We start from the raw sequence: 22,348 nt of genomic DNA, 5'->3' as shown, positions 1-22,348 counted from the left end.
TCAGTTTTTTTTAAGGATAGCTATATCCTAACGTGATGCTTCTCAAAGTAAGCATTGCTCTATAAAAGCGTTGCACCTATTCGCACCGCAAGTTTTCAACTGAATTAATACATTTTCTATGATTAATAAAATCATTGATTTTTCAATCAATAACAAATTCATTATTGGTTTGCTAACGCTTACCATTGTTGGAGCAGGTATTTGGAGTATGACCCAAGTACCAATAGATGCTGTTCCAGATATTACCAATAACCAAGTTCAAGTCATTACGCAAGCCCCCAATTTAGGTACAGAGGATATTGAACAATTTGTAACCTACCCTGTGGAAGTTGCAATGAGCAACCTGCCTGATGTAAAGGAAATCCGTTCCATTTCTCGTTTTGGTTTATCTGTGGTTACTATAGTTTTTGACGATGATATGGGAACGTATCTACCACGTCAATTAGTAGCAGAAAAACTAAACGAAGTCAAAGATCAAATTCCGAGTGGTTTTGGCGAGCCAACTATGGGTCCTATTTCTTCAGGTTTAGGAGAAATTTATCAATACACACTTAAAGTAAAACCAGAGTATAAAGACAAATATTCGGTTATTGATTTGCGCACAATGCAAGATTGGATTGTACAGCGTCAAATGGCTATGGTAGAAGGTGTAGTTGAGGTAAACGCCATAGGTGGAAAAATTAAGCAATACGAAGTAGCTGTAGACCCAAACGAATTAAAAGCTATTGGTTTAACAATTACCGATGTTTTTGAAGCTCTTGAAGCTAACAATCAAAATACAGGTGGAGCATATATTGAAAAGAACCATCAAGCCAATTTTATTCGTGGAGAAGGTTTGGTGCGTAGTTTAGAGGATATTAAAAAGATTACGGTTAAAAACACTAACAATATTCCAATTACCGTTGGCGACATTGCTACGGTACAATTTGGTGCCGCTATTCGTTATGGAGCTTTAACCCAAGATGGAGAAGGCGAAGTAGTTGGTGGTTTGGTTATGATGCTTAAAGGCGCTAATTCAAACGATGTCATTGAGAATGTAAAAGTGCGAATGGCTCAAATTGAAGAGTCATTACCAGAAGGTGTCATTATCGAACCTTTATTAGACCGAAGTAAATTAATAGCAGAAACGACCTCAACGGTTGCTACCAATCTAATTGAAGGGGCATTAATAGTGATATTTGTTCTTATTTTCTTATTAGGTAACTGGCGTGGTGGTTTAATAGTAGCTTCAACAATTCCATTATCTCTATTATTCGCATTTATACTAATGAATGTTTTTGATGTTTGGGCTAACCTAATGAGTTTAGGAGCAATAGATTTCGGAATTATTGTCGATGGTGCTGTGATTATTGTAGAAAGTACCGTTTTTCTAATTGCTTCGCAAGTCCTAAAGAAAAGGAAATTGACATCTAAAGAACGTGATGGTGTTGCGGCAGATGCCTCAAAAAAAATGATGAATGCTGCCTTCTTCGGTCAGCTGATTATTTTAATTGTATTTCTGCCAATACTGGCATTAGAAGGTATTGAAGGAAAAATGTTCAAACCAATGGCATTGACCTTTATTTTCGCAATGATTGGTGCAATGGTACTTTGTTTAACCTACGTTCCAATGATGTCTGCACTTATTTTAAGAGCGCCAAAGTCAGACAAAAAATCTTATGGCGATAAATTCGTGCATTGGGTAGAACGTAAATACCAACCACTATTAGAAAAAGCTTTAAAGAAAGGAAAATTAATAATTGGCGTTTCTGTTGTCTTATTTGGTATTGCAGTTTTTATGTTTACAAGAATGGGTGGCGAATTTATTCCACAACTCGATGAAGGTGACATTGCATTTCACGCCATTTTAAAACCCGGAAGCTCACTTACAGAAACGATTGAAACAACCACAAAAATTGAACAAATTGTAAAAGCAAAGTTTCCAGAAGTTGAAAAAATTGTAAGTCGAATTGGTGTTGCCGAAATTCCAACCGATCCAATGCCAATGGATTTAGCAGATGTATTTGTAATACTGAAACCAAAAGGTGAATGGACAACCGTTGAGACAAAAGATGAACTCATCGAAAAAATGAAAGAAGCAGTGGAAATAATTCCTGGTGTGAATTATGAGTTTACGCAACCAATTGAAATGCGTTTTAACGAATTGCTTGAAGGTGTTAGAGAAGATATAGCTATTAAACTTTATGGAGAAGATATAAATGTATTGTCTCAAAAAGCAGAAGAAATATCTAAAATTATTGCAGGTACAGAAGGTATTGGCGATATGAAAGCGGAAGCTACAACTGGTTTACCGCAAATGACAATTACTTATAACAGAAGTAAATTGGCACAATACGGACTTCAAATAAACACGTTAAATCAAATTGTGCAATCAGCTTTTGCAGGAGGAATAGCAGGAACTATTTTTGAAGGAGAAAAACGATTTGATTTGGTGGTTAGGTTAAGTTCTCATAATCGTAAAGACATAACAGATGTGCAAAATTTGTTTATCAACTTACCTTCTGGTGCACAGATTCCACTTCGCGAAGTAGCTGATGTAAGTTACAAAGCAGGTCCAATGCAAATAAGTAGAGATAACACCAATAGAAGAACTTATGTAGGTATTAATGTAAGAGGTCGTGATGTAAAATCGTTGGTAGGCGAAATTAAAACTAAATTAGATGCACAATTAGAACTACCTTCTGGTTATTTTATTCGTTATGGTGGTGCTTTTGAAAATTTAGAACGTGCCAGTAACCGTTTGCAAACGGTTGTACCTATTGCCTTGTTGCTCATTTTTATACTGATATATTTTGCACTAAAATCGTTACCACAAACCTTAATGATTTACATCGCTATCCCAATGGCAACCATTGGTGGTGTTGTAGCATTATGGTTACGAGATATGCCTTTTAGTATTTCGGCAGGTGTTGGTTTTATTGTACTGTTTGGTGTTGCTGTTTTAAACGGATTAGTAATGATTAGTGGACTTAACGAATTAAAAGAAGAAGGAGTAACCAATCTAAAAGATAGAATAATAGAAGGTACAAAGCGAAGAATTAGACCTATTATGTTAACAGCTTTTACAGATGTTTTAGGCTTTTTACCTATGGCAATTTCAGCATCAGCTGGTGCAGAAGTTCAGCGACCTTTAGCAACTGTTGTAATTGGTGGTTTATTAACCTCTACATTATTAACATTATTCGTTTTACCTATATTATATCATTGGGTAGAAAACAAATCATTCAATCTTAGAACTGACAAAAAAGTAATAACAGTTACTGCTATGGTAGCTTTTATGTTTTTGTTGCCAATAACAGGTAACGCACAACAAATAAAAGATTCGTTACCATTTATTTCAATGCAAGAAGCAGTGAAATTGGCTAAAGAAAACTATCCAAGTCTAAAACAACGACAGCTTGAAATTGATAAGCAACAACAATTAAAAGGAACTGCTTTCGATTTTGGTACTACTCAAATTTTTACTGTTGGCGAAGAAATTAACAATGGCACAGGTATTTATACAACTATAGGTGTTGGTCAATCAAATATAGACGTGTTTGGTATTTCCCCAAAGAGAAAATTACAGGAGCAACGTATTCAGTTAGCCCAAAAAGCCTTTCAGCTTTCAGAATTAGATTTAGAATTGGAAGTTAAAAAGGCGTGGGCAAATGCCTTACAAAGTAAAAGGAAGTATAATTTATACAAAGAGTTAGATTCTATTTATGCCAATTTTGAAAAAGCAGTTGCATTAAATTATGAAGTAGAAGCTATTTCGCGGTTAGAATATTCGGCTGCCAAAAATCAAGCCTTACAAATTCAGAATAAATTTATGCAATCAAAAAGTGAATATGCTATTGCATTACAACAATTAAATCTATGGTTAGTTTCTGATGAATATTATACAGTTTCAGATGAAATTGATATAGAGAGCGAAATAAATGTAGAATCCTTTAGTTTAGAAGCACATCCGTTGTATACTATTTCTCAACTTCAAGTCACAGAAGCAGAAGCAAACTATAGAGCTGCTAAAGCTGAAAATTTACCAAAATTCAACCTTCAAGGTGGCTTGCAAAAAGTAAATGGAAATTCTGGATTTTACACCTATCAAGCTGGTATTTCCATACCGTTTTTATCTGGTACAACAAAAGCACAAGTTAGAACAGCAAAAATTGATAGACAAATTGCCGAATCAAAAATGCAGTTCAAACAAAAGGAAGTACAATCTAAATTTAATCAAACTAAAGAAAATTACCAAAAATGGAAAACGTCTTGGCTGTTTTATAAGAATGAAGTATTACCACTTATTAAAGAACAAAAAACAGGAGCTTTGTTTGCCTATAGAGAAGGAGAGATTGATTACACAGCGTTTACACAACTTATAAAAGAAGCTATTCAATCGGAACTGGAAGCACAAACAGCGTTAGCAAACTATTTAGAAAGTACATTTCAATTACAATATTTTAATCAATAAGAAAATGAAAAATAGATTATATAAATTTTTAGCCATAATAATGTTATCCATTTTTGTTTCTGCTTGCGGAAATAAAGAAAGCCACAAAGAAGACAATGGCAATTCGCATAACGAAGAACAAAATACTGAAGAAAACGATGACCATAGCGAAGACGAAGAAGTGATGCTTTCACAACAACAGTTTGAAGCCTTAAAAATGAAAATAGACACCATTGCTTCACGCAATATGAGTGGTTATGTGGAAGCCAATGGAACTTTAGAAGTGCCACCACAAAACGAGGCAGCCATAACAACAGTAATTGGTGCTAATGTAGTTTCTATTGAAGTGATTGAAGGGGACAAAGTGAATAAAGGTCAAGTAGTGGCATATCTTTCACATCCAAATATTATTCAAATGCAAACCAATTATTTAAATGCCTATAGTGATAGTAATTTTTTAAAGAAGAATTATGAGCGTCAACAAAAATTGTACGATGCAGGTGTAGGATCTGGTGCAAATTACCAAAAAGCTGAAGCAGAATATGAAGCCTCAAAGGCAATGGTTCAAGGAATGGCAGCTCAATTACAATTATTAAATATTAGTGCAACGTCGGTTCGCAATGGTAGTATTGCACAACGTATTTCACTACGCAGTCCTATTGAAGGCTATGTGCAAAAGGTAGAAGTAAAAACAGGACAATATGTTGAACCTCAAACCGAACTCTTTGAAATAGTAAATACACATCACGTTCACGCTGATTTAATGGTGTTTGAAAAAGATGTATATAAAGTTAAGAAAGGTCAAAAAGTAACCTTTAATGTACAAACAATGCAAGATGAAGAATTAACAGCTGAAATTTATTCGGTAAGTAAAACTTTCGAAGACAATCCTAAAGCGGTACACGTACACGCAGAAATTGAGAATAAAAAAGGGATTCTTATTCCTGGAATGTATATTCAAGGAAAAATCCAAACAGAAAATACGAAAACTATGGCGTTACCCGAAAGTGCCATAGTAAAAGAAGGCGATAGATTTTTCGTGTTTTCAGCGGAAAAAGAAAATGAAGACTGGAGTTTTAAACCTATAGAAGTGCTATTAGGGGCAAAAGAGGGTAATTGGATAGCAGTTCAATTTACTGAAGAACAAGATAAAACCACAAAATTTGCTTATAATAATGCGTATTATTTAATAGCTGAAATGAAAAAAGGCGAAACAGAACACGAACATTAATTATGCAAACAATAGAACAATTTTTAGAGTCAAAAGATATACGGGTTACGGCAATGCGTTTATTGATTTATAAGTTTCTTGCAAATAAACAAATAGCAGTAACATTAAGTGATATAGAAAATGCTTTTGAAAAAGCAGATAGAACCACATTGTACAGAACTATTAAAACATTTGAGGAAAAAGCGATAGTGCATCAAATAGACGATGGCACAGGAATTACTAAATATGCTCTGTGTGAAAACGGATGTAATTGTGAAATTGAAACTGATTTGCATTTGCATTTTCATTGCAATAACTGTAATGAAACTATTTGCTTAACAGAACATAAAATCCCTCTAATAAAAGTACCAGATGGTTTTGTGTCAGAAAACGTAAACTTGGTGGTAAAAGGTATTTGTGATAAATGTAGTGGACAATAATTGCACTTCCATTGCACGTATTGGTATTATATTTTTACAATCAAATGAGATAATAATGAAACTGAATTATAAAATACCAAAGTATTTAAAAGATGCTTATAATAAAGAACTTGGTTTATATGAAGTTGCTTTGGCTAACAGTGATTTTACTAATGCGTGGTATCATTTAGAAAGAAGTCACATTATAGGTCAATCTTATCCTATTGAGCATACCTATTCACATTGGTTAATGCTAAAGTTTGGCTTAATGCAAAAAAATACCAAAGAAGTATTTGGACAAATAATAAGATTAATTGTTGGAGGTTGGAAATCGTTCATTAATCACATACCAATCGGCAATACAGGAGGTGCAAATGTACCACCATTAAAACGTATGCCTATTCCTAATGATATTAAAAATTTATTCAATTCAAAATGAAAAAAAAGAAAGTCAATTTAAGAGATTTAAAACCAGATTCAGAAGAACAACATAGTCACGATGATGGTAACGATCATAGTGGCAATTCAAGTCAAATTAAAGCCTATATTCCAGCAATCATAAGTTTTACAATGCTAATTATTGGCATTGCTTTAGATTATTTTGATGTTGCATTTTTTAAAGATTGGTTGCGTATTGTATGGTATGGTATAGCATATTTGCCAGTAGGTCTTCCTGTAGTAAAAGAAGGATGGGAAAGTATTAAAAAAGGAGATGTGTTTACAGAGTTCTTTTTAATGTCCATTGCTACTATTGGTGCGTTTATTATTGGCGAATATCCTGAAGGTGTTGCAGTAATGTTGTTTTACGCAGTTGGGGAACTATTTCAAAATGCAGCTGTTAACAGAGCAAAAGGAAATATAAAAGCCTTACTTGATGTAAGACCAAATGAAGCTCTGGTATATCGCAACAATGATTATGTGTCTGTGAGTCCAGAAACGGTTGAAATTGGCGAAAAAGTGCAAGTGCGTGTGGGAGAAAAAATTCCTTTAGATGGTATTCTACTTTCCAAAAAAGGTTCATTCAACACAGCTGCATTAACAGGAGAAAGTAAACCTGATACGATTGCAAAAGGTGAAAAAGTTTTTGCAGGCAGCATTAATTTGGACGGTGTAATTGAAATAGAAACCACCAAAGAATTTAAAGACAGTTCCATTGCAAGAATTTTGGATATGGTACAGAACGCCACAGCTCGAAAATCTAAAACAGAATTATTCATCAGACAATTTGCTCGAATTTACACACCAATAGTTGTGTTTTTAGCAATAGGTGTTACGTTTCTACCATACTTTTTTGTAGATGATTATGTCTTTAGAGATTGGTTATACAGAGCTTTAATTTTTCTTGTGATTTCTTGTCCTTGTGCTTTGGTAATTTCTATTCCATTGGGTTATTTCGGAGGATTGGGAGCAGCTTCAAAAAACGGAATTTTATTTAAAGGAGCTTCGTTTTTAGATGCAATGACCAAAATAAACACCTTGGTAATGGACAAAACAGGAACGGTTACCAAAGGAGTTTTCAAAATCAAAGAAGTAAAAGCAATTGATTGGAAAGAAACCGAATTTATGCAATATTTAATGGCGATGGAAGAGCAATCCACGCATCCAATTGCTAAAGCAATTTTAGAGTATAAAGCAGAAGGAGAAGATTTTGAAGCACAAGACGTTTCTGAAATTGCAGGAAAAGGTTTAAGAGGCATTGTAAATGGTAAAACAGTTTTAGTAGGAAATAAAGCCTTAATGACTGCCAATAATATTGGTGTTCCATCTGAAACGGAAACTATTGTAGAATCCATAGTTTTAGTAGCAATAGATAATAAGTTCGCTGGTTATGTGGTAATAGCAGACGAATTAAAAGAAGATGCCAAAGAAACAATTACAGCCTTACATAAAGTTGGTATTAATAATATAATGATGCTTTCTGGAGATAAAGATTCCATTACCCAACAAGTCGCAAAAGAATTAAATATTGAAAAGGCTAAAGGTGGTTTACTACCAGAGGATAAATTAAATGAAGTTGAAATTTTAAAGCAAAATCCAGCAAACAAAATAGCTTTTATAGGTGATGGTATTAATGACGCACCAGTTTTAGCAGCAAGTGATGTAGGGATCGCAATGGGTGGTTTAGGAAGTGATGTAGCTATTGAAACAGCAGATGTTATCATACAAACAGACCAACCTTCAAAAGTGGTAAAGGCGATTAAAATAAGTCGTTCCACACGAAAAATTGTTTGGCAGAATATCATTTTAGCTTTTGGTGTTAAAGTGATTGTTTTGATTTTAGGAGCAGGAGGTTTGGCAACAATGTGGGAAGCAGTTTTTGCAGATGTTGGTGTTGCACTTTTAGCAATATTAAATGCGGTTCGCTTGCAGAAAATGACTTGGGATTAAGCAGATTAGTCAATTAAACTTCTGTTAAACAGAATCAATAGTTGTTAAAATTTCGTAACTTCGCAATCAATATGAAGCAATTTTTCCATAAAATAATGTCTTTAACAATGGCTTTTGTAGTGTTATTCTCTACAATGTCATTTACTTTGAATATGCATTATTGTGGAGATACGTTAGTAGAAACTGCTATCTTTCAAAAAGCCAAAGGGTGCGGAATGGAAATGGAAAAGCCTTCAACCGAAGGATGTTCTATTACCAAGAAAAATTGTTGTGATGATAAACAATTAGCAATTGAAGGTCAAGACGAATTGCAATTGCAAGTTGACAAAATCACGTTTGAGCAACAAGTATTTATAGCTTCACTTGTTTACACTTATAGTAACCTTTTTGAAGGTTTAGATAACAATGTATCTTCTTTTGAAGAATACAAACCACCACTCGTCATAAGGCAACTCTACAAGATTGACGAGACTTATTTAATTTGATTTTTAAACAATAGACTTTTTTATCCTATGACTGCAATGTCGTAAGGATAATTTGTTGTATTCGGTGTTGTCGTAACATCAATTTCTAACTGTTTAATAATCAAAGCCAATGCTCAATAAAAGCATCAAATTTTTAATAGAAAACAAACTCGTTGCAGTTCTGCTACTCGTCCTTTTTGTAGGATGGGGAACGGTTAATGCACCTTTTAATTGGGATACAGGTTTCTTACCAAGTAATCCAGTTGCTGTAGATGCCATACCAGATATAGGCGAAAACCAACAAATCGTTTTTACAAAATGGGATGGTCGCTCACCACAAGATATAGAAGACCAAATCACCTATCCACTCACAACATCTTTACTCGGTATTCCAGGTGTAAAAACCATTCGTAGTTCCTCTATGTTCGGTTTTTCAAGTATCTATATCATTTTTGAAGAAGACATAGAATTTTACTGGAGTAGAAGTCGTATTCTCGAAAAACTTAATTCCTTACCAAGTGGTTTATTGCCCGAAGGTGTTAATCCTGCATTGGGTCCAGATGCTACAGGATTAGGACAAATATTTTGGTACACGCTTGAAGGTCGTGACGAAAACGGAAATGTAACTGGTGGTTGGGATTTGCAAGAGTTACGCAGTATTCAGGATTACTATGTAAAGTATGCGCTGTCCTCTGCAAGTGGTGTTTCAGAGGTTGCTTCTATTGGTGGCTATGTTCAAGAATATCAAGTGGACGTGAATCCAGAACTAATGCGTCAGTATAATATTGGATTACATCACGTTGTAAAAGCAGTTAAAGAAAGTAATAAGGATATTGGTGCACAGACTTTGGAAATTAACCAAGCCGAATATTTAGTTCGTGGTTTGGGTTATGTGAAATCCATTTCAGACATCGAAAATGCAGTAGTCACTTCAGAAGATTATACTTCAATTAGGATAAAGGATATTGGTAAAGTTTCATTAGGTCCTGCAACAAGACGTGGATTATTAGATAAAGAAGGTGCAGAGGTTGTTGGTGCTGTTGTGGTGGCTCGTTATGGCGCAAACCCAATGGAAGTCATTAATAACGTAAAGGAAAAAATTAATGAATTAAGTGCAGGATTACCTTCAAAAGTATTAGCGGATGGTAGAACCTCACAAGTAACCATAGTGCCTTTTTACGATAGAACAGAATTGATACAAGAAACATTAGGCACACTTAACGAAGCCTTAACTCTTGAAATATTGATTACCATTTTAGTAATAATTATTATGGTGTTTAATCTTCGAGCTTCCGTACTAATTTCTGGACTATTACCTGTTGCAGTTTTAATGGTATTTATTGCAATGAAACTCTTTGGTGTAGATGCCAACATTGTCGCTTTATCAGGTATTGCTATTGCTATCGGTACAATGGTCGATGTTGGTGTCATACTATCAGAAAATATCATTCGGCATTTAGATGAAGATGATGGAACACAATCCATTAATACGGTAGTTTATAACGCAACAGCTGAAGTATCTGGCGCAATCGTGACCGCAGTTATGACAACTATTATCAGTTTCATTCCTGTATTTACAATGATTGGAGCGGAAGGAAAACTATTCAGACCATTAGCCTTCACAAAGACTTTTGCACTAACAGCTTCTATAATCGTGGCGTTATTTTTAATTCCACCGTTTGCTGCATTTTTATTCAGAAAGAAAAACATTAAAAACACTTTTAAATATGTTTTAAATGGTGTCTTAATGGCATTAGGAATCGCTGCCATAATTTATGGGTATTGGTTAGGATTGATTTTGATAGCGTTTGGAATTACAGCACTTCTCAATCTTCAAAATAAGATAACAGAGAAACAAGCTAATCTTATCAATATTATTATTTCCGTATCAGCTATTGTGTTCTTGTTAGCCGAATACTGGAGACCATTAGGCGTTGATAAAAGCATTTTTTGGAATCTCATTTTTGTGAGTGTTATTTGCTTTGGTTTATTAGGTGTTTTCTCATTATTTATAAAATACTACACACGTATTTTAAGGTGGTGTTTAGATAACAAGCTATTGTTTTTATCTGTTCCAACTGCTATTGTCATCGCAGGATTTTTCATTATGAAAAATACAGGCAAAGAGTTTATGCCCTCATTAAATGAAGGCTCATTTCTACTAATGCCAACCTCGATGCCACATTCTGGCGTAGAAGAAAACAAACGTGTTTTACAGCAATTAGATATGGCAGTAGCCAGTATTCCAGAGATTGAAACCGTAGTTGGTAAGGCAGGAAGAACAGAATCAGCTTTAGACCCAGCACCACTATCAATGTACGAGAATATGATTCAGTATAAACCAGAATATATGCTGAATGAAAACGGAGTACGCCAACGCTACAAAGTAAATGATGATGGCTTCTTTGAATTGAAGGATGGTCGTTTGGTTTCTAATCCTAATAATTCCGAAAACGTCATTTTTAGCACTATAAAAAGGTCTCAATTAATTGAAGATGATGATGGCGAGTACTATCGTAATTGGCGACCAGAAATACAGTCACCAGACGATATTTGGAATGAAATCGTAAGAGTTACAAAGTTACCAGGTGTTACTTCAGCACCAAAACTACAACCTATTGAAACCCGATTAGTGATGCTTCAAACAGGAATGCGAGCACCTATGGGAATTAAAGTAAAAGGTCAAGACTTAAAGCAGATTGAAGCGTTTGGTGTGCAATTAGAAAACATCATCAAGGAAGCTGAAGGTGTTAAAAAAGAAGCTGTTTTTGCAGACCGTATTGTTGGTAAACCCTATTTGTTAATTGATATTGATAGAGAGAAAATTGCACGTTATGGCATTTCGATACAAGATGTTCAAGATGTATTAAAAGTAGCAGTTGGCGGAATGGTATTAACCCAAACCGTTGAAGGTCGAGAACGCTATGGTGTTCGAGTACGATACCCAAGAGAATTACGAGCAAACCCAACAGACTTACAACAGATTTATGTGCCAGTTGAAAAAGGCAGTCCTTTGCCATTAAGCGAATTAGCAACGATAAGATACGAACAAGGTCCACAAGTCATTAAAAGTGAAGATACTTTTTTAGTTGGCTATGTATTGTTTGATAAATTAGATGGCTTTGCAGAAGTAAGCGTTGTTAAAAATGCACAAGCATTAATTCAAGAAAAGATAGATTCTGGTGAATTGATAGTTCCAAAAGGAATCAACTATGCATTCACAGGAACGTATGAAAATCAGTTACGAGCAGAAAAAACCTTATCGGTTGTTGTACCGTTAGCATTGGCAATCATTTTCTTAATTCTGTATTTTCAGTTCCGTTCGGTTGGTACGTCCTTAATGGTATTCACAGGTATCGCAGTAGCCTTTGCAGGTGGTTTTATAATGATTTGGCTCTATGGTCAAGATTGGTTTTTAAACTTCAATGTCGCTGGCGAAAATATGCGAGACTTATTCCAGATGCATCCCATTAATTTAAGTGTAGCAGTTTGGGTTGGGTTTATTGCACTCTTCGGTATAGCAACAGACGATGGTGTAGTAATGGCAACCTATTTAACGCAAACTTTTGATAGAAATATACCAGAGAATAAAAAGGAAATTAGAGCATCTATTGTAGAAGCTGGTGAAAAAAGAATCAGACCGTGTTTAATGACTACAGCTACAACCATTTTAGCATTATTACCAGTATTAACCTCTGTAGGTCGAGGAAGCGACATAATGATTCCGATGGCAATTCCAAGTTTTGGCGGAATGCTCATTGCCTTAATCACTTTGTTTGTTGTACCAGTATTGTATAGCTGGAAGGCAGAAGTTCAACTTAAAAGAACATCAAATGAAAAATAAAATAATAAATATTAAACTCGTCTTGATTCTTGTTTCTTGCTTCTTGAGTTTCTTTACAAACGCTCAACAATTAGAAATATTTATTGATGAAGCTTTAACAAAAAATCCAGAAATTCAAAAGTTTGAGTTACAATACAAAAGAGCTTCTGAAAAAGTAAACGAGGTTAACACCATTCCTAATACCGAATTTGGTGTTGGTTACTTTGTAAGTGAACCGGAAACCAGAACAGGTGCACAACGCTTTAAAGTATCTGCTAAACAAATGTTACCGTGGTTCGGAACCATTACATCGAGAGAAAACTATGTAAGTTCATTGGCAGATGCTAAATACGAGGACATTGTTATCGCAAAGCGAAAACTAATGGCTTCGGTATCACAATCCTATTTTAATCTATACGCCAACAAAGCAAAGCAAGAGGTGTTAACTGAAAACATCAAACTATTAGAAACTTACGAAACATTAGCACTAACATCTGTTGAGGTTGGTAAAGCATCCGCAGTAGATGTGTTGCGATTGCAAATGCGTCAGAACGAAATGCAACAATTAAAAGACGTATTGCAACAACAATTTTTAGCAGAACAAACTAACTTCAATAATCTATTGAATAGAGATAATGATGTTACCGTGAATGTGGTAGATAGTTTACTGATACCTTCTGAAGACTTTGATATTACTTCTGAAAATTTAGCATTACATCCCGAATTACTAAAATATGATAAACTTTATAAATCCATAGAGCAATCAGAATTATTAAATCAAAAAGAAAGCAGTCCAATGATTGGTTTTGGATTAGATTATATCAATGTTGCTGAAAGACCAAATATGGATTTCAGCGATAACGGAAAGGATATTGTAATGCCAATGGTTTCGGTATCTATCCCAATTTTCAATAAGAAATATAAATCCCAAACCAAACAAAATGATTTGCAGCAGCAGGAAATTACTGCTCAAAAACAGGAACGTTTAAATGCATTGGAAACGCTTTTAGACAAAGCAAATAACGAAAGCATTTCTGCAAGAATAAGTTATGCTACTCAAACAAAAAACTTAAAGCAAGCTAAAGATGCAGAAGACATTTTAATCAAAAGCTACGAAACAGGAACGATAGATTTTAATGATGTTTTGGATATTCAAGAACTACAACTAAAGTTTCAAATGAACCAAATAGAATCAATTAGAACTTATTATGTTCAATCAACGATTATTAATTATTTAACACAGCAATAATGAAACACACATATAAGATTGCGGGAATGACTTGCAATAACTGTAAGGCTTCCGTCGAGAAATATTTAAGTAAAATAGACCACGTATCAGAGGTGTCTGTTAATCTTGAAAAAGGTGAGGCAGAAGTGAAAATGAATAAACATATTTCAACTGATATACTACAAAAAGCATTACCAGAAAAGTATACTTTATCTGAAAAGAAAGAGAAGAATGTGTTTGCATCTTCAAGTATGTCGGCAATGCCTATGGAAGAAGAAAAAAGTAAATTACAACAGCTAAAACCTTTATTGCTTATCATTTTTTATATAGCAACTGCAAGTGTATTATTACATTATAAAAATTGGACTTGGAGCGCTTTTATGCTCGACTTTATGGGGTTATTTTACATCGTGTTTAGTTTTTTCAAGATGTTAGATTTAAAAGGCTTTCCTGAATCCTTTCGTATGTACGACCCTTTAGCTAAACGTGTTCCTTTTTATGGGAAAGTTTATCCATTTATTGAAACAGCTTTAGGACTGATGTTTTTATTGCGGTTTGAAATTAATATAGCTTTAATAATTACACTTATAGTATTAGGGATAACAACAATTGGAGTAACAAAAACATTATTGGACAAAAAATCAATACGATGTGCGTGTTTAGGTACTGCTTTAAAATTACCTATGACAGAAGCCACTTTTATTGAAAATGCTATTATGATTGTAATGGCGACATTAATGCTTATAAATTAAATTGTTATGGTAAATAGGCATACTGCGTTAAAAATTAGAAAAACCCACAGGTATTTGGGTCTCTTTTTAGGGATTCAATTCCTGTTTTGGACTATTAGTGGTTTATACTTTAGTTGGACGAACATCGATGAAATACACGGAGACCAATTTAAAAACTTGAAGTATCAACCCAAAGCATTTAATAGTTTAATAAGTCCTTCAGAAATGGATGTTCCAAATGGTATAAAGACTATTGAATTAAGAGATATTGATAATGCACCGTACTATTGGATAAATAAAGAGCAATTGTATAATGCTTTAGATGGAATGCCAAAAAATAGTATTACGCAGAAAGAGGCACTCTATATTGCCAAAAACCATATGAAAAGTGGTTTAGAGGTAGAATCTGTTGAGCAAATTACGGAAACTGGAAAACACCACGAGTATCGAGAAAAACTACTACCTGCTTATGTTATCTCATATAAAACAGATGAAGCACTAAAAGCATACGTTTCTGTAAGCGACGGAAAATTTCAAACCGTAAGACATCGTTCTTGGCGTTGGTTTGATTTTTTATGGATGACACATACCATGGACTATGAAGGCAGAGACAATTTTAATACCATTGTTTTGAGAGCCTTTTCACTTTTAGGATTGATAACCGTTTTAAGTGGGTTTTTGTTGTGGTACACCTCGTCACCTTCAATTAGGAAATTATTAAAACGAAAAAAAATAAAGAAATGAAAAAGTATATAGTTTATCTCGGAATATTAGCTGTTGGTCTACTTTTAGGGTGGATACTGTTTGGTGGCTCACCAAAAGAAGAAACAGACCATAATCACGATGCAGTTACAGAAACCAATCAAATGTGGACCTGTTCAATGCATCCACAGATTATGCAACCAGAAGCAGGAGATTGCCCTATTTGTGGTATGGATTTAATTCCTGCTGATGGTGTAAGTGATGGTTTATTAGCAGACCAATTCAAATTGACTGAAAACGCAATTGCTTTAGCTAATATTCAAACATCTATTGTTGGTAAAGGCAATGTTGAAGGCAATACTATCAAATTATCTGGTAAAATTGCTGAAAACGAAGAAGCAAATGCAGTACAGGTAAGTTATTTCGCTGGAAGAATTGAACGTTTGAATGTGAGTTTTACAGGCGAAGAAGTTCGTAAAGGTCAATTATTGGCAACCATTTATTCGCCAGAACTCTATGCAGCACAACAAGAATTAATTACAGCAGCATCTTTAAAAGAATCACAACCTGCTTTATACAAAGCAGTCCGTAATAAATTGAAATTATGGAAGCTCTCTGAAAATCAAATTAATAAGATTGAAGAAACAGGAAAAGTGAAAGAAAACTTTCCTGTGTATGCAACCTTTTCGGGTACTGTTACAGAAAAATTAGTAGAGCAAGGCGATTACATTAAACAAGGTCAACCCATATTAAAAATTGCCAATCTCAACACAGTTTGGGGAAATTTTGATGTGTATGAAAATCAGATTAACCGCTTTAAAAAAGGACAGGAAGTGATGATAACAACCAATGCCTATCCTAATAAAGAATTTAAAGGTAAAGTTGATTTCATTGACCCAGTTTTAAACACCAAAACAAGAACTGTTACCTTGCGTGTTGTTTTAAACAATAAGGACGATGTATTTAAACCAGGAATGTTTGTAATCGCAAATATTGAAGACAGTACAGCTAAAAATGACGAAGTATTAACAATTCCTTCATCTTCTGTGTTATGGACAGGTGAACGTTCTGTGGTGTACCTTAAAACAAATCCAGACCAAACTATTTTTGAAATGCGTGAAATTAAATTAGGCAATCAAATTGGTAATGAATATGAAGTTTTAGAAGGATTATTTGTTGGAAATGAAATAGTGACTAACGGTACATTTACGGTTGATGCAGCAGCACAATTACAAGGCAAAAAGTCTTTGATGAATAAAGATGGTGGTAAAGTAATGACAGGTCACGAGGGTCATTTAGGTATGGATAACAATTCACCCAACACAGAAAGTGACCACACTATTATGAATGAGCGTCTGAAAGTATCAGCGAAATTTCAAGAGCAGTTAAAAGCTGTTTTCAATGCGTATATCAATTTAAAAGATGCTTTAGTGAAAGAAGACTCAAAAGGCGCTTCTGAAAGTGTAATAAGTTTACTAAACAATTTAACCAGAGTAGATATGAAATTGTTATCAAACAATAAGGCGCATAATCATTGGATGTCATTAGAAAAGGAAATAAAACCTTCAGCGACCTCAATTTCTGAAACATCCGATATAAAAGCACAAAGAGACCATTTTAAATATTTATCATCACATCTAATCAATGCTGTTCAATTGTTTGGTGTTAATGAAAAGGTTTATGTGGAATTTTGCCCTATGGCAGATAACAACAATGGTGCATATTGGTTGAGCAAAGAAGAAAAAGTAATCAATCCATATTTTGGCAGCGCAATGCTAACCTGTGGAGAAGTAAAACAAGTAATAGAATAATAAATCAAGTAATAACAATTAAATTTTAAACAATGAAAAAAGTAAGATTAACAACAATTATGGTAATGGCATTTATAAGCTTATCAGCAATGTCTTGTAAAGATGCGAAAACAGAAAACAGTACCAATTCTGAAATGATTACTGAGGAAGACCATTCAAAAATGAACCACGATAATTCCGATGGTCACCACGATGTGGATAAAAAGGAAATGGCAATGAACGGAGATGGAAATTCCCAAACAATATTAAATGACTATTTCAACTTAAAGGATGCCTTAGTGGCAGATGATAATGCCAAAGCTAAAGAATTGGGTGCAACCCTCGCAACATCATTAGGAAAGCTTGACATTTCAAAATATACGGATGCTCAGCAATCAGAATTAAAGGACATTATGGAAGATGCTATCGAGCACGCAGAACATATCAGTGAAAGTGATATTAAACACCAACGCGAACATTTTAAAGTTTTGAGCAAAGATGTTACTGATATGGTAGCTATTACGGGAACACAAGTGAAACTATACGAGCAATTTTGTCCAATGTATGATGGCGGTACAGCTTGGTTGAGTACAAAGGAAGAAATACGCAATCCATATTATGGAAGCCAGATGTTGAAATGTGGTAAAGTACAGCGAGAAATTAACTAAATGAAAATTGTAAAAATCATAGCACTGATTTTATTGGTTGGATTTGTGGGCATACAGTTTGTGCCCACAGACCTCAATCAAAGTGATACTGTGCCAAAAACTGACTTCTTGTTGGTAAACAACACCCAAGAAAACATAAGCGCATTATTACAAGAGTCCTGCTATGATTGTCATAGTAATAACACAGAATACCCTTGGTACAATAAGGTACAACCTGTTGCTTGGTTTTTAGAAGACCACATTAATGAAGGAAAGGAAGAATTGAATTTCAATGAATGGGATGCGTATTCCAACCGAAGAAAAAACAGCAAACTAAAGTCAATAATTAGTCAGGTTAAAGATGATGAGATGCCACTAGCATCTTACACCTTGATTCACAAGGATGCTAAGTTGTCCAATTCTGAAAAGACCTTGATTATTGATTATATGAAGAACCTAAAAGAAACATTAAAATAATGCCCTGATATGGGAAGGAAATACTGGTTGGTTGGTTAATAGCCCTTCCCATTTCAGGCACTATAAAAAGTATTATGAAACAAACCCTTAACATAAAGAATATGGTATGTGACAGATGCAAATCAACTGTATTAAGGGAGTTGGAAGAATTGGGTTGTGACATAAAAACGGTTGAGCTTGGACAAATTGTTCTAAACAAAAAGACAGGCATCCAAACATTAGAATTAGAAAAAGTGCTGAGCAAACACGGTTTTGAAATCATAAAGGATGAAACAGAAATTTTGATAGAGGAAATAAAAATTGCGCTCATAAAAAAAATCGAAAATCAGGACAATGCAAACCTTTCATCTTTTTTGACCAAAAGGTTTAATAATTACTCCTACACTAAAAATAAAACCGTCCGTAGGCGCATAAATTTCTGGAAATTCTGGATTGTCGTGTGGTGGCAAAACCAAAGGTGAAAACCTACTTTGTCTTCTGTCTGTAAAGTTTTCAAAATTTACAAAGGTTGTTCCCCATTTGAAATTGCGCATTAAAAGCAATCCCATAGTTATAAAATCCGGATACCAACTCCTTGATCATTTCATTCTATCTGAAGAAAGTTGGCTCAGCAATTACTATAGTCCTTTAGAAAAGGAGCTCGCAACTCTTAAGAAAGATCTTTCCAAAGACGAAGAGACAAAAGAAGTTGTTCAATCTTACAAAGATGAAATAGAGCTATACAAAAGGTTTAAGGATTACTTTGGGTATGGTTTCTATGTAGCGAGGAAGGTGAATTAAGAAATTCTTGGCTGCATCTTTGAATAATAGGGGGAGCAACTTATAATGATAAAACCGTTATACTATTGTAGTATAGCGGTTTTTTTACTTTAAAATTATTATCTTGCTCTAAACCAATAAAATAAATCAATATGGAAAAAAATGTTTCTAAAGTAAGAGCACATGATGCAATTGTAGGAGTCTTGTATTTAATAAGTGCAGGCTTAACGCTATACACATCCAACTTGAACTTTGTGTGGATCGCGGTAGCAGTTGGCGGACTTCAACTTATAAGTCCAATGACAAAATTCTGCCCGGTTTATTTCATCCTTAATAAACTAATGCCAAATACTGACCCTATTCAGAATGGTAAGTAAAACTTAAGTCACAAATAGATTTACTTTTGCTGCAACTTTGATTAATAGGGGGAGGGGAAATCAAAATTCAAACATCTCAATCTCCTTATTTTAATTTCTTAATTTTGACTCATGTCAAGCACTAATTCAAAAGATAAAGACAACCCTTCAAAAAGAATAGAATACAGAGGAAAAAATGTCCGAGTTTCAAGAACTGGTGGTGTTTCTGCAACGAAAACATTTAAAGGAGATGGAGTTGGCGCTACTATAAACACTAAACACGGACTTCGTCTTCACAAACGATTATTTAAGGGAGCAAGAATGGGTTTCCAAAACGGAAACTTTCAGTTCATTGGAAGATACAATAGTGGTCCTTTTAACTTTAATGTTTCAAAAAATGGGATTAGTACCTCCCTCAAAAATAAAAGAGGTTCTTATAACATCCTAAAACCGAATTACTCCAGTTTCAAATTAGGAGGTGTTCAAGTAAGAGGGAAAAACGCTGCTACTTTTCAAATGATCTACATGTTGATCATTCTCTTTGTTAATTTCATTAAAGTATTTTGGCACATTTTCATCTCTATTTTGTGGTTTAGTTTTTTATCCATTAAATGGATTGTAGATTTTACAATTGGATTTTTTAAAGGTTTTAGAGAAGTTGACTAACGTTACTGGTAACTAAAGCACCTTATAACTTTATAATTTACACATTAAAAAATCCCTGTCTCAGTATATGTCGGGTGCGCTCATCTGATGTGATTCTAATATACTTAAGAAATTCCTTTTCAGTTTTATGACCCGAAAAATGCATGATATCTTGAATTGACATTCCTTTTAAGTACATATTGGTACAGAAACTTCTACGTGCAGTATGTGACTCCAACATTTCCCACTTTGGACGAATATAGGTTCTTTTTACTCCTCCCTTTGTATCATGACATAAAACATCTTCATTCATATCTAATCTTCTACCAATCAACTTGAGATACTTGTTTATCTTTTGGTCTGATAGTTTTGGAGGGGGTTGGTTATTATATCTGTGCATAATTTCTTTTAGTTCCTGTGTGATTGGACAGTTAACCTTAACACCACTTTTCTTTTGAAGAATTTCAAAAAAATGGACCCCATCCTTTTCTACAATATCAATACCAGATAATCTATTGTAGTCACTAATTCGTTGTCCAGTATAACAACCCACTAAGAAAATATCTCTTGCCAACTCCATAGTCTTGTCATTTGAAAGATCTAAATCCTTCATCTTACATATTTCATTCTCACTTAAATAAATCTTTGTTGGCTCCTCCGTTGGAATTGAAAACAACCTGAAATCTACATCTCCAATTAAACCTCTCCTCTTCCCCTCCAACACAATTGTTTTTATTGATTTGAAATGTTTTGAAATGGTGTTTAATTTAAACCCTTGTTCAACCTCCAAAAACCTCTTAAAGTCGTTTAAAATAGGTCTTGTGAAAGATGTGAAATCAATTGATGTTGTGGAATCTGAAAACAATTTAAGTTTCTTTAAGGACTGTTTATATAGTAGTAAAGTAACATTTTCAATACTACCCCTCTTCTCCTCGATGAACTCATCTGCAAAAACAAAAAAATCATCTTGAATTACTTTTACTTCTGATTCAATATTTCGATTTGTCAACCTATCGAGAATAGATCTTAAAACTTCATTATTGACTTCTTTTCCCTCCAATACTAATTCCGAATGATCACGAATGAGTTCATTCTGTAACTTGTCAAGGTACCTATTAACTGTTGCTGAATTAATTATAAGACTTCGATTTCTTCTAACCCTTTGTCTTTCAAAATCCCAATCTGCATAACCTCCTGATATTCCAATTGAATATCTTAATCTTTGTCGTTTCCCATAGGAAAACCACAATGAAATTGGACTTTCTTTTCTACTTTGTTTTAATGTCTCTTTGGACTCCTTCAAATTGTACCTTACAGTTCCTAATTGTGGTTTAATTATTTTCTTCATACGGCTAATATACAGCGCATAAAGGGTGTGCTCAAAGGTGTGCGCAGTTTAGTTATTTGTAGTTTATTTGTCTTTATTTCATTTTATGTCTTTATAATAAAAATGATGTTATATCATTAATTTTTAATGATTTAGGTGTTTTTGAGATTAAATGAAATAAAGTAATTTCTTCCTGGAGGTACCACAAAATTACCCCGTAACTCATTTATAAACAATGATTTACGGGTTTTTTTGGTTTTTGGGGTTGCTCGAGAGGTTGCTCGGGACGTATAAAAAGATAATTATAAAGTGGTTATATTATATCTTAAAAGTTAAGTTACTGGTTACTTTAGTAAAGTATGAAACAACGATTTTGGTACTCGAAATCTTCACGACTGATTGTTAACAAAACAGTTTGCTCCAAAAGTTTTTTAGAAAAAAAAATAACTGAAAAAAGATTATATTTGATTTAATTATTTTAAAAAAAATTAATGAAAAATTTTAATTTATTACTTATTTTGTTGGTATTTTTCATTTCCTGTTCAGATCCTGAAAATCTTCCTCAGGACGAAATAATTGAAATAGAGATTCCCAATGTAAAAGTAGATTTTCCAAGCAAAGAAATAGATGTTTTGGCGCAATGGACTTTTAAACCCAATACTGGTGCTAAACGTTTAACTAAAAAAAAATCAGCAATTAAAAGGAGTTTTAAAACATCCTCTAATGATTCTATTGATATTGGAATACGTTCTATTACTAACCATAAAACAGGAGATCTAACTTCAAGCGAAACACTTTCGCTTTTTGTGGGCAACTTCGGGAATTCACAAATTACAGGTAATTTTAAAATTTCTTATCAAATAAACCACTATTGATTTGAAATCCATAGTTTTAAACAAAAGAATGAAATTCTTTCATAACATTACTCTAATATCCAGTTGCCTTTTTCT

General features: G+C 33.9%; 18 protein-coding genes. 16 read left to right on the top strand and 2 right to left on the bottom strand.

Going from position 1 to position 22,348, the window contains the following annotated elements:
- Positions 1-118: 118 nt before the first annotated feature.
- The 13 genes from Q0662_RS10820 to Q0662_RS10760 all read left to right on the top strand — a co-directional run bounded on the left by Q0662_RS10820 (position 119) and on the right by Q0662_RS10760 (position 18,311).
- Positions 119-4,453 (top strand): CusA/CzcA family heavy metal efflux RND transporter, encoded by a 4,335-nt coding sequence (locus Q0662_RS10820; protein ID WP_298949633.1) that lies wholly within the window; start codon positions 119-121, stop codon positions 4,451-4,453.
- A 4-nt stretch (positions 4,454-4,457) separates the two neighbouring features.
- On the top strand, positions 4,458-5,663 hold the full coding sequence (locus Q0662_RS10815) for an efflux RND transporter periplasmic adaptor subunit (RefSeq protein WP_298949631.1): 1,206 nt from the start codon (positions 4,458-4,460) through the stop codon (positions 5,661-5,663).
- A 2-nt stretch (positions 5,664-5,665) separates the two neighbouring features.
- On the top strand, positions 5,666-6,082 hold the full coding sequence (locus Q0662_RS10810) for a Fur family transcriptional regulator (protein ID WP_249997235.1): 417 nt from the start codon (positions 5,666-5,668) through the stop codon (positions 6,080-6,082).
- 55 nt (positions 6,083-6,137) lie between these two features.
- Complete coding sequence (locus Q0662_RS10805; protein WP_249997234.1) at positions 6,138-6,500, top strand: DUF3703 domain-containing protein; 363 nt, start codon at positions 6,138-6,140, stop codon at positions 6,498-6,500.
- Complete coding sequence (locus Q0662_RS10800) at positions 6,497-8,449, top strand: heavy metal translocating P-type ATPase (protein WP_298949620.1); 1,953 nt, start codon at positions 6,497-6,499, stop codon at positions 8,447-8,449. Before Q0662_RS10805 ends, Q0662_RS10800 begins: the two co-directional genes overlap by 4 nt.
- Before the next feature lie 71 nt (positions 8,450-8,520).
- A complete protein-coding gene (locus tag Q0662_RS10795) occupies positions 8,521-8,934 on the top strand; it encodes a hypothetical protein (protein ID WP_298949618.1) in 414 nt (137 codons plus the stop codon).
- A 109-nt stretch (positions 8,935-9,043) separates the two neighbouring features.
- Positions 9,044-12,757: an efflux RND transporter permease subunit gene (locus tag Q0662_RS10790; RefSeq protein ID WP_298949616.1), complete on the top strand. Its 3,714-nt coding sequence runs from the start codon at positions 9,044-9,046 to the stop codon at positions 12,755-12,757.
- Positions 12,747-13,985 (top strand): TolC family protein, encoded by a 1,239-nt coding sequence (locus Q0662_RS10785; RefSeq protein ID WP_298949614.1) that lies wholly within the window; start codon positions 12,747-12,749, stop codon positions 13,983-13,985. The genes Q0662_RS10790 and Q0662_RS10785 overlap by 11 nt, the downstream gene beginning before the upstream one ends.
- Positions 13,985-14,716 (top strand): MauE/DoxX family redox-associated membrane protein, encoded by a 732-nt coding sequence (locus tag Q0662_RS10780; protein ID WP_298949612.1) that lies wholly within the window; start codon positions 13,985-13,987, stop codon positions 14,714-14,716. The genes Q0662_RS10785 and Q0662_RS10780 overlap by 1 nt, the downstream gene beginning before the upstream one ends.
- 6 nt (positions 14,717-14,722) lie before the next feature.
- Positions 14,723-15,439 carry a PepSY domain-containing protein gene (locus Q0662_RS10775; protein ID WP_298949610.1) on the top strand — a complete coding sequence of 239 codons (717 nt, stop codon included), beginning with the start codon at positions 14,723-14,725 and terminating at the stop codon, positions 15,437-15,439.
- On the top strand, positions 15,436-17,208 hold the full coding sequence (locus Q0662_RS10770; RefSeq protein ID WP_298949608.1) for an efflux RND transporter periplasmic adaptor subunit: 1,773 nt from the start codon (positions 15,436-15,438) through the stop codon (positions 17,206-17,208). Before Q0662_RS10775 ends, Q0662_RS10770 begins: the two co-directional genes overlap by 4 nt.
- A 32-nt stretch (positions 17,209-17,240) precedes the next feature.
- Positions 17,241-17,855, top strand: coding sequence for a DUF3347 domain-containing protein (locus Q0662_RS10765; protein ID WP_069674108.1), 615 nt, complete (start codon positions 17,241-17,243; stop codon positions 17,853-17,855).
- Positions 17,856-18,311, top strand: coding sequence for a heme-binding domain-containing protein (locus Q0662_RS10760; protein WP_069674109.1), 456 nt, complete (start codon positions 17,856-17,858; stop codon positions 18,309-18,311).
- A gap of 344 nt (positions 18,312-18,655) precedes the next feature.
- Here Q0662_RS10760 and Q0662_RS10755 read toward each other — a convergent pair whose 3' ends face one another.
- A complete protein-coding gene (locus Q0662_RS10755; RefSeq protein ID WP_298949605.1) occupies positions 18,656-18,859 on the bottom strand; it encodes a hypothetical protein in 204 nt (67 codons plus the stop codon).
- 363 nt (positions 18,860-19,222) lie between these two features.
- Between Q0662_RS10755 and Q0662_RS10750 the strand changes: the two genes are divergently transcribed.
- Entirely contained in the window at positions 19,223-19,447 is a 225-nt protein-coding gene (locus Q0662_RS10750) for a DUF2892 domain-containing protein (protein ID WP_224476890.1), read from the top strand.
- Positions 19,448-19,558: 111 nt separating this feature from the next.
- Positions 19,559-20,092, top strand: a complete 534-nt coding sequence (locus Q0662_RS10745; protein WP_069674113.1) for a hypothetical protein — start codon at positions 19,559-19,561, stop codon at positions 20,090-20,092.
- Positions 20,093-20,129: 37 nt separating this feature from the next.
- On the opposite strand, the gene Q0662_RS10740 is transcribed toward Q0662_RS10745, so the two are convergent.
- Positions 20,130-21,419 (bottom strand): site-specific integrase, encoded by a 1,290-nt coding sequence (locus Q0662_RS10740; RefSeq protein ID WP_298949601.1) that lies wholly within the window; start codon positions 21,417-21,419, stop codon positions 20,130-20,132.
- Positions 21,420-21,889: 470 nt separating this feature from the next.
- Between Q0662_RS10740 and Q0662_RS10735 the strand changes: the two genes are divergently transcribed.
- Entirely contained in the window at positions 21,890-22,273 is a 384-nt protein-coding gene (locus Q0662_RS10735) for a hypothetical protein (RefSeq protein WP_298949599.1), read from the top strand.
- Positions 22,274-22,348 lie beyond the last annotated feature (75 nt).

Origin of the sequence: uncultured Polaribacter sp. (assembly GCF_947503855.1) — a bacterium.
In the GTDB taxonomy this organism is placed as follows: domain Bacteria; phylum Bacteroidota; class Bacteroidia; order Flavobacteriales; family Flavobacteriaceae; genus Polaribacter.
The sequence above is the reverse complement of the archived record's forward strand: the minus strand, read 5'-3'. Positions and strand labels throughout refer to the sequence as shown.

What these genes read in the sequence shown, in the direction of transcription:
- Q0662_RS10810 (WP_249997235.1), top strand. Translation starts at nt 5,666, where the DNA reads ATGCAAACAATAGAACAATTTTTAGAGTCAAAAGATATACGGGTTACG.
- Q0662_RS10800 (WP_298949620.1), top strand. Translation starts at nt 6,497, where the DNA reads ATGAAAAAAAAGAAAGTCAATTTAAGAGATTTAAAACCAGATTCAGAA.
- Q0662_RS10760 (WP_069674109.1), top strand. Translation starts at nt 17,856, where the DNA reads ATGAAAATTGTAAAAATCATAGCACTGATTTTATTGGTTGGATTTGTG.
- Q0662_RS10815 (WP_298949631.1), top strand. Translation starts at nt 4,458, where the DNA reads ATGAAAAATAGATTATATAAATTTTTAGCCATAATAATGTTATCCATT.
- Q0662_RS10770 (WP_298949608.1), top strand. Translation starts at nt 15,436, where the DNA reads ATGAAAAAGTATATAGTTTATCTCGGAATATTAGCTGTTGGTCTACTT.
- Q0662_RS10745 (WP_069674113.1), top strand. Translation starts at nt 19,559, where the DNA reads ATGTCAAGCACTAATTCAAAAGATAAAGACAACCCTTCAAAAAGAATA.
- Q0662_RS10735 (WP_298949599.1), top strand. Translation starts at nt 21,890, where the DNA reads ATGAAAAATTTTAATTTATTACTTATTTTGTTGGTATTTTTCATTTCC.
- Q0662_RS10755 (WP_298949605.1), bottom strand. Translation starts at nt 18,859, where the DNA reads ATGGGATTGCTTTTAATGCGCAATTTCAAATGGGGAACAACCTTTGTA.
- Q0662_RS10820 (WP_298949633.1), top strand. Translation starts at nt 119, where the DNA reads ATGATTAATAAAATCATTGATTTTTCAATCAATAACAAATTCATTATT.
- Q0662_RS10790 (WP_298949616.1), top strand. Translation starts at nt 9,044, where the DNA reads ATGCTCAATAAAAGCATCAAATTTTTAATAGAAAACAAACTCGTTGCA.
- Q0662_RS10775 (WP_298949610.1), top strand. Translation starts at nt 14,723, where the DNA reads ATGGTAAATAGGCATACTGCGTTAAAAATTAGAAAAACCCACAGGTAT.
- Q0662_RS10785 (WP_298949614.1), top strand. Translation starts at nt 12,747, where the DNA reads ATGAAAAATAAAATAATAAATATTAAACTCGTCTTGATTCTTGTTTCT.
- Q0662_RS10795 (WP_298949618.1), top strand. Translation starts at nt 8,521, where the DNA reads ATGAAGCAATTTTTCCATAAAATAATGTCTTTAACAATGGCTTTTGTA.
- Q0662_RS10740 (WP_298949601.1), bottom strand. Translation starts at nt 21,419, where the DNA reads ATGAAGAAAATAATTAAACCACAATTAGGAACTGTAAGGTACAATTTG.
- Q0662_RS10750 (WP_224476890.1), top strand. Translation starts at nt 19,223, where the DNA reads ATGGAAAAAAATGTTTCTAAAGTAAGAGCACATGATGCAATTGTAGGA.
- Q0662_RS10780 (WP_298949612.1), top strand. Translation starts at nt 13,985, where the DNA reads ATGAAACACACATATAAGATTGCGGGAATGACTTGCAATAACTGTAAG.
- Q0662_RS10805 (WP_249997234.1), top strand. Translation starts at nt 6,138, where the DNA reads ATGAAACTGAATTATAAAATACCAAAGTATTTAAAAGATGCTTATAAT.
- Q0662_RS10765 (WP_069674108.1), top strand. Translation starts at nt 17,241, where the DNA reads ATGAAAAAAGTAAGATTAACAACAATTATGGTAATGGCATTTATAAGC.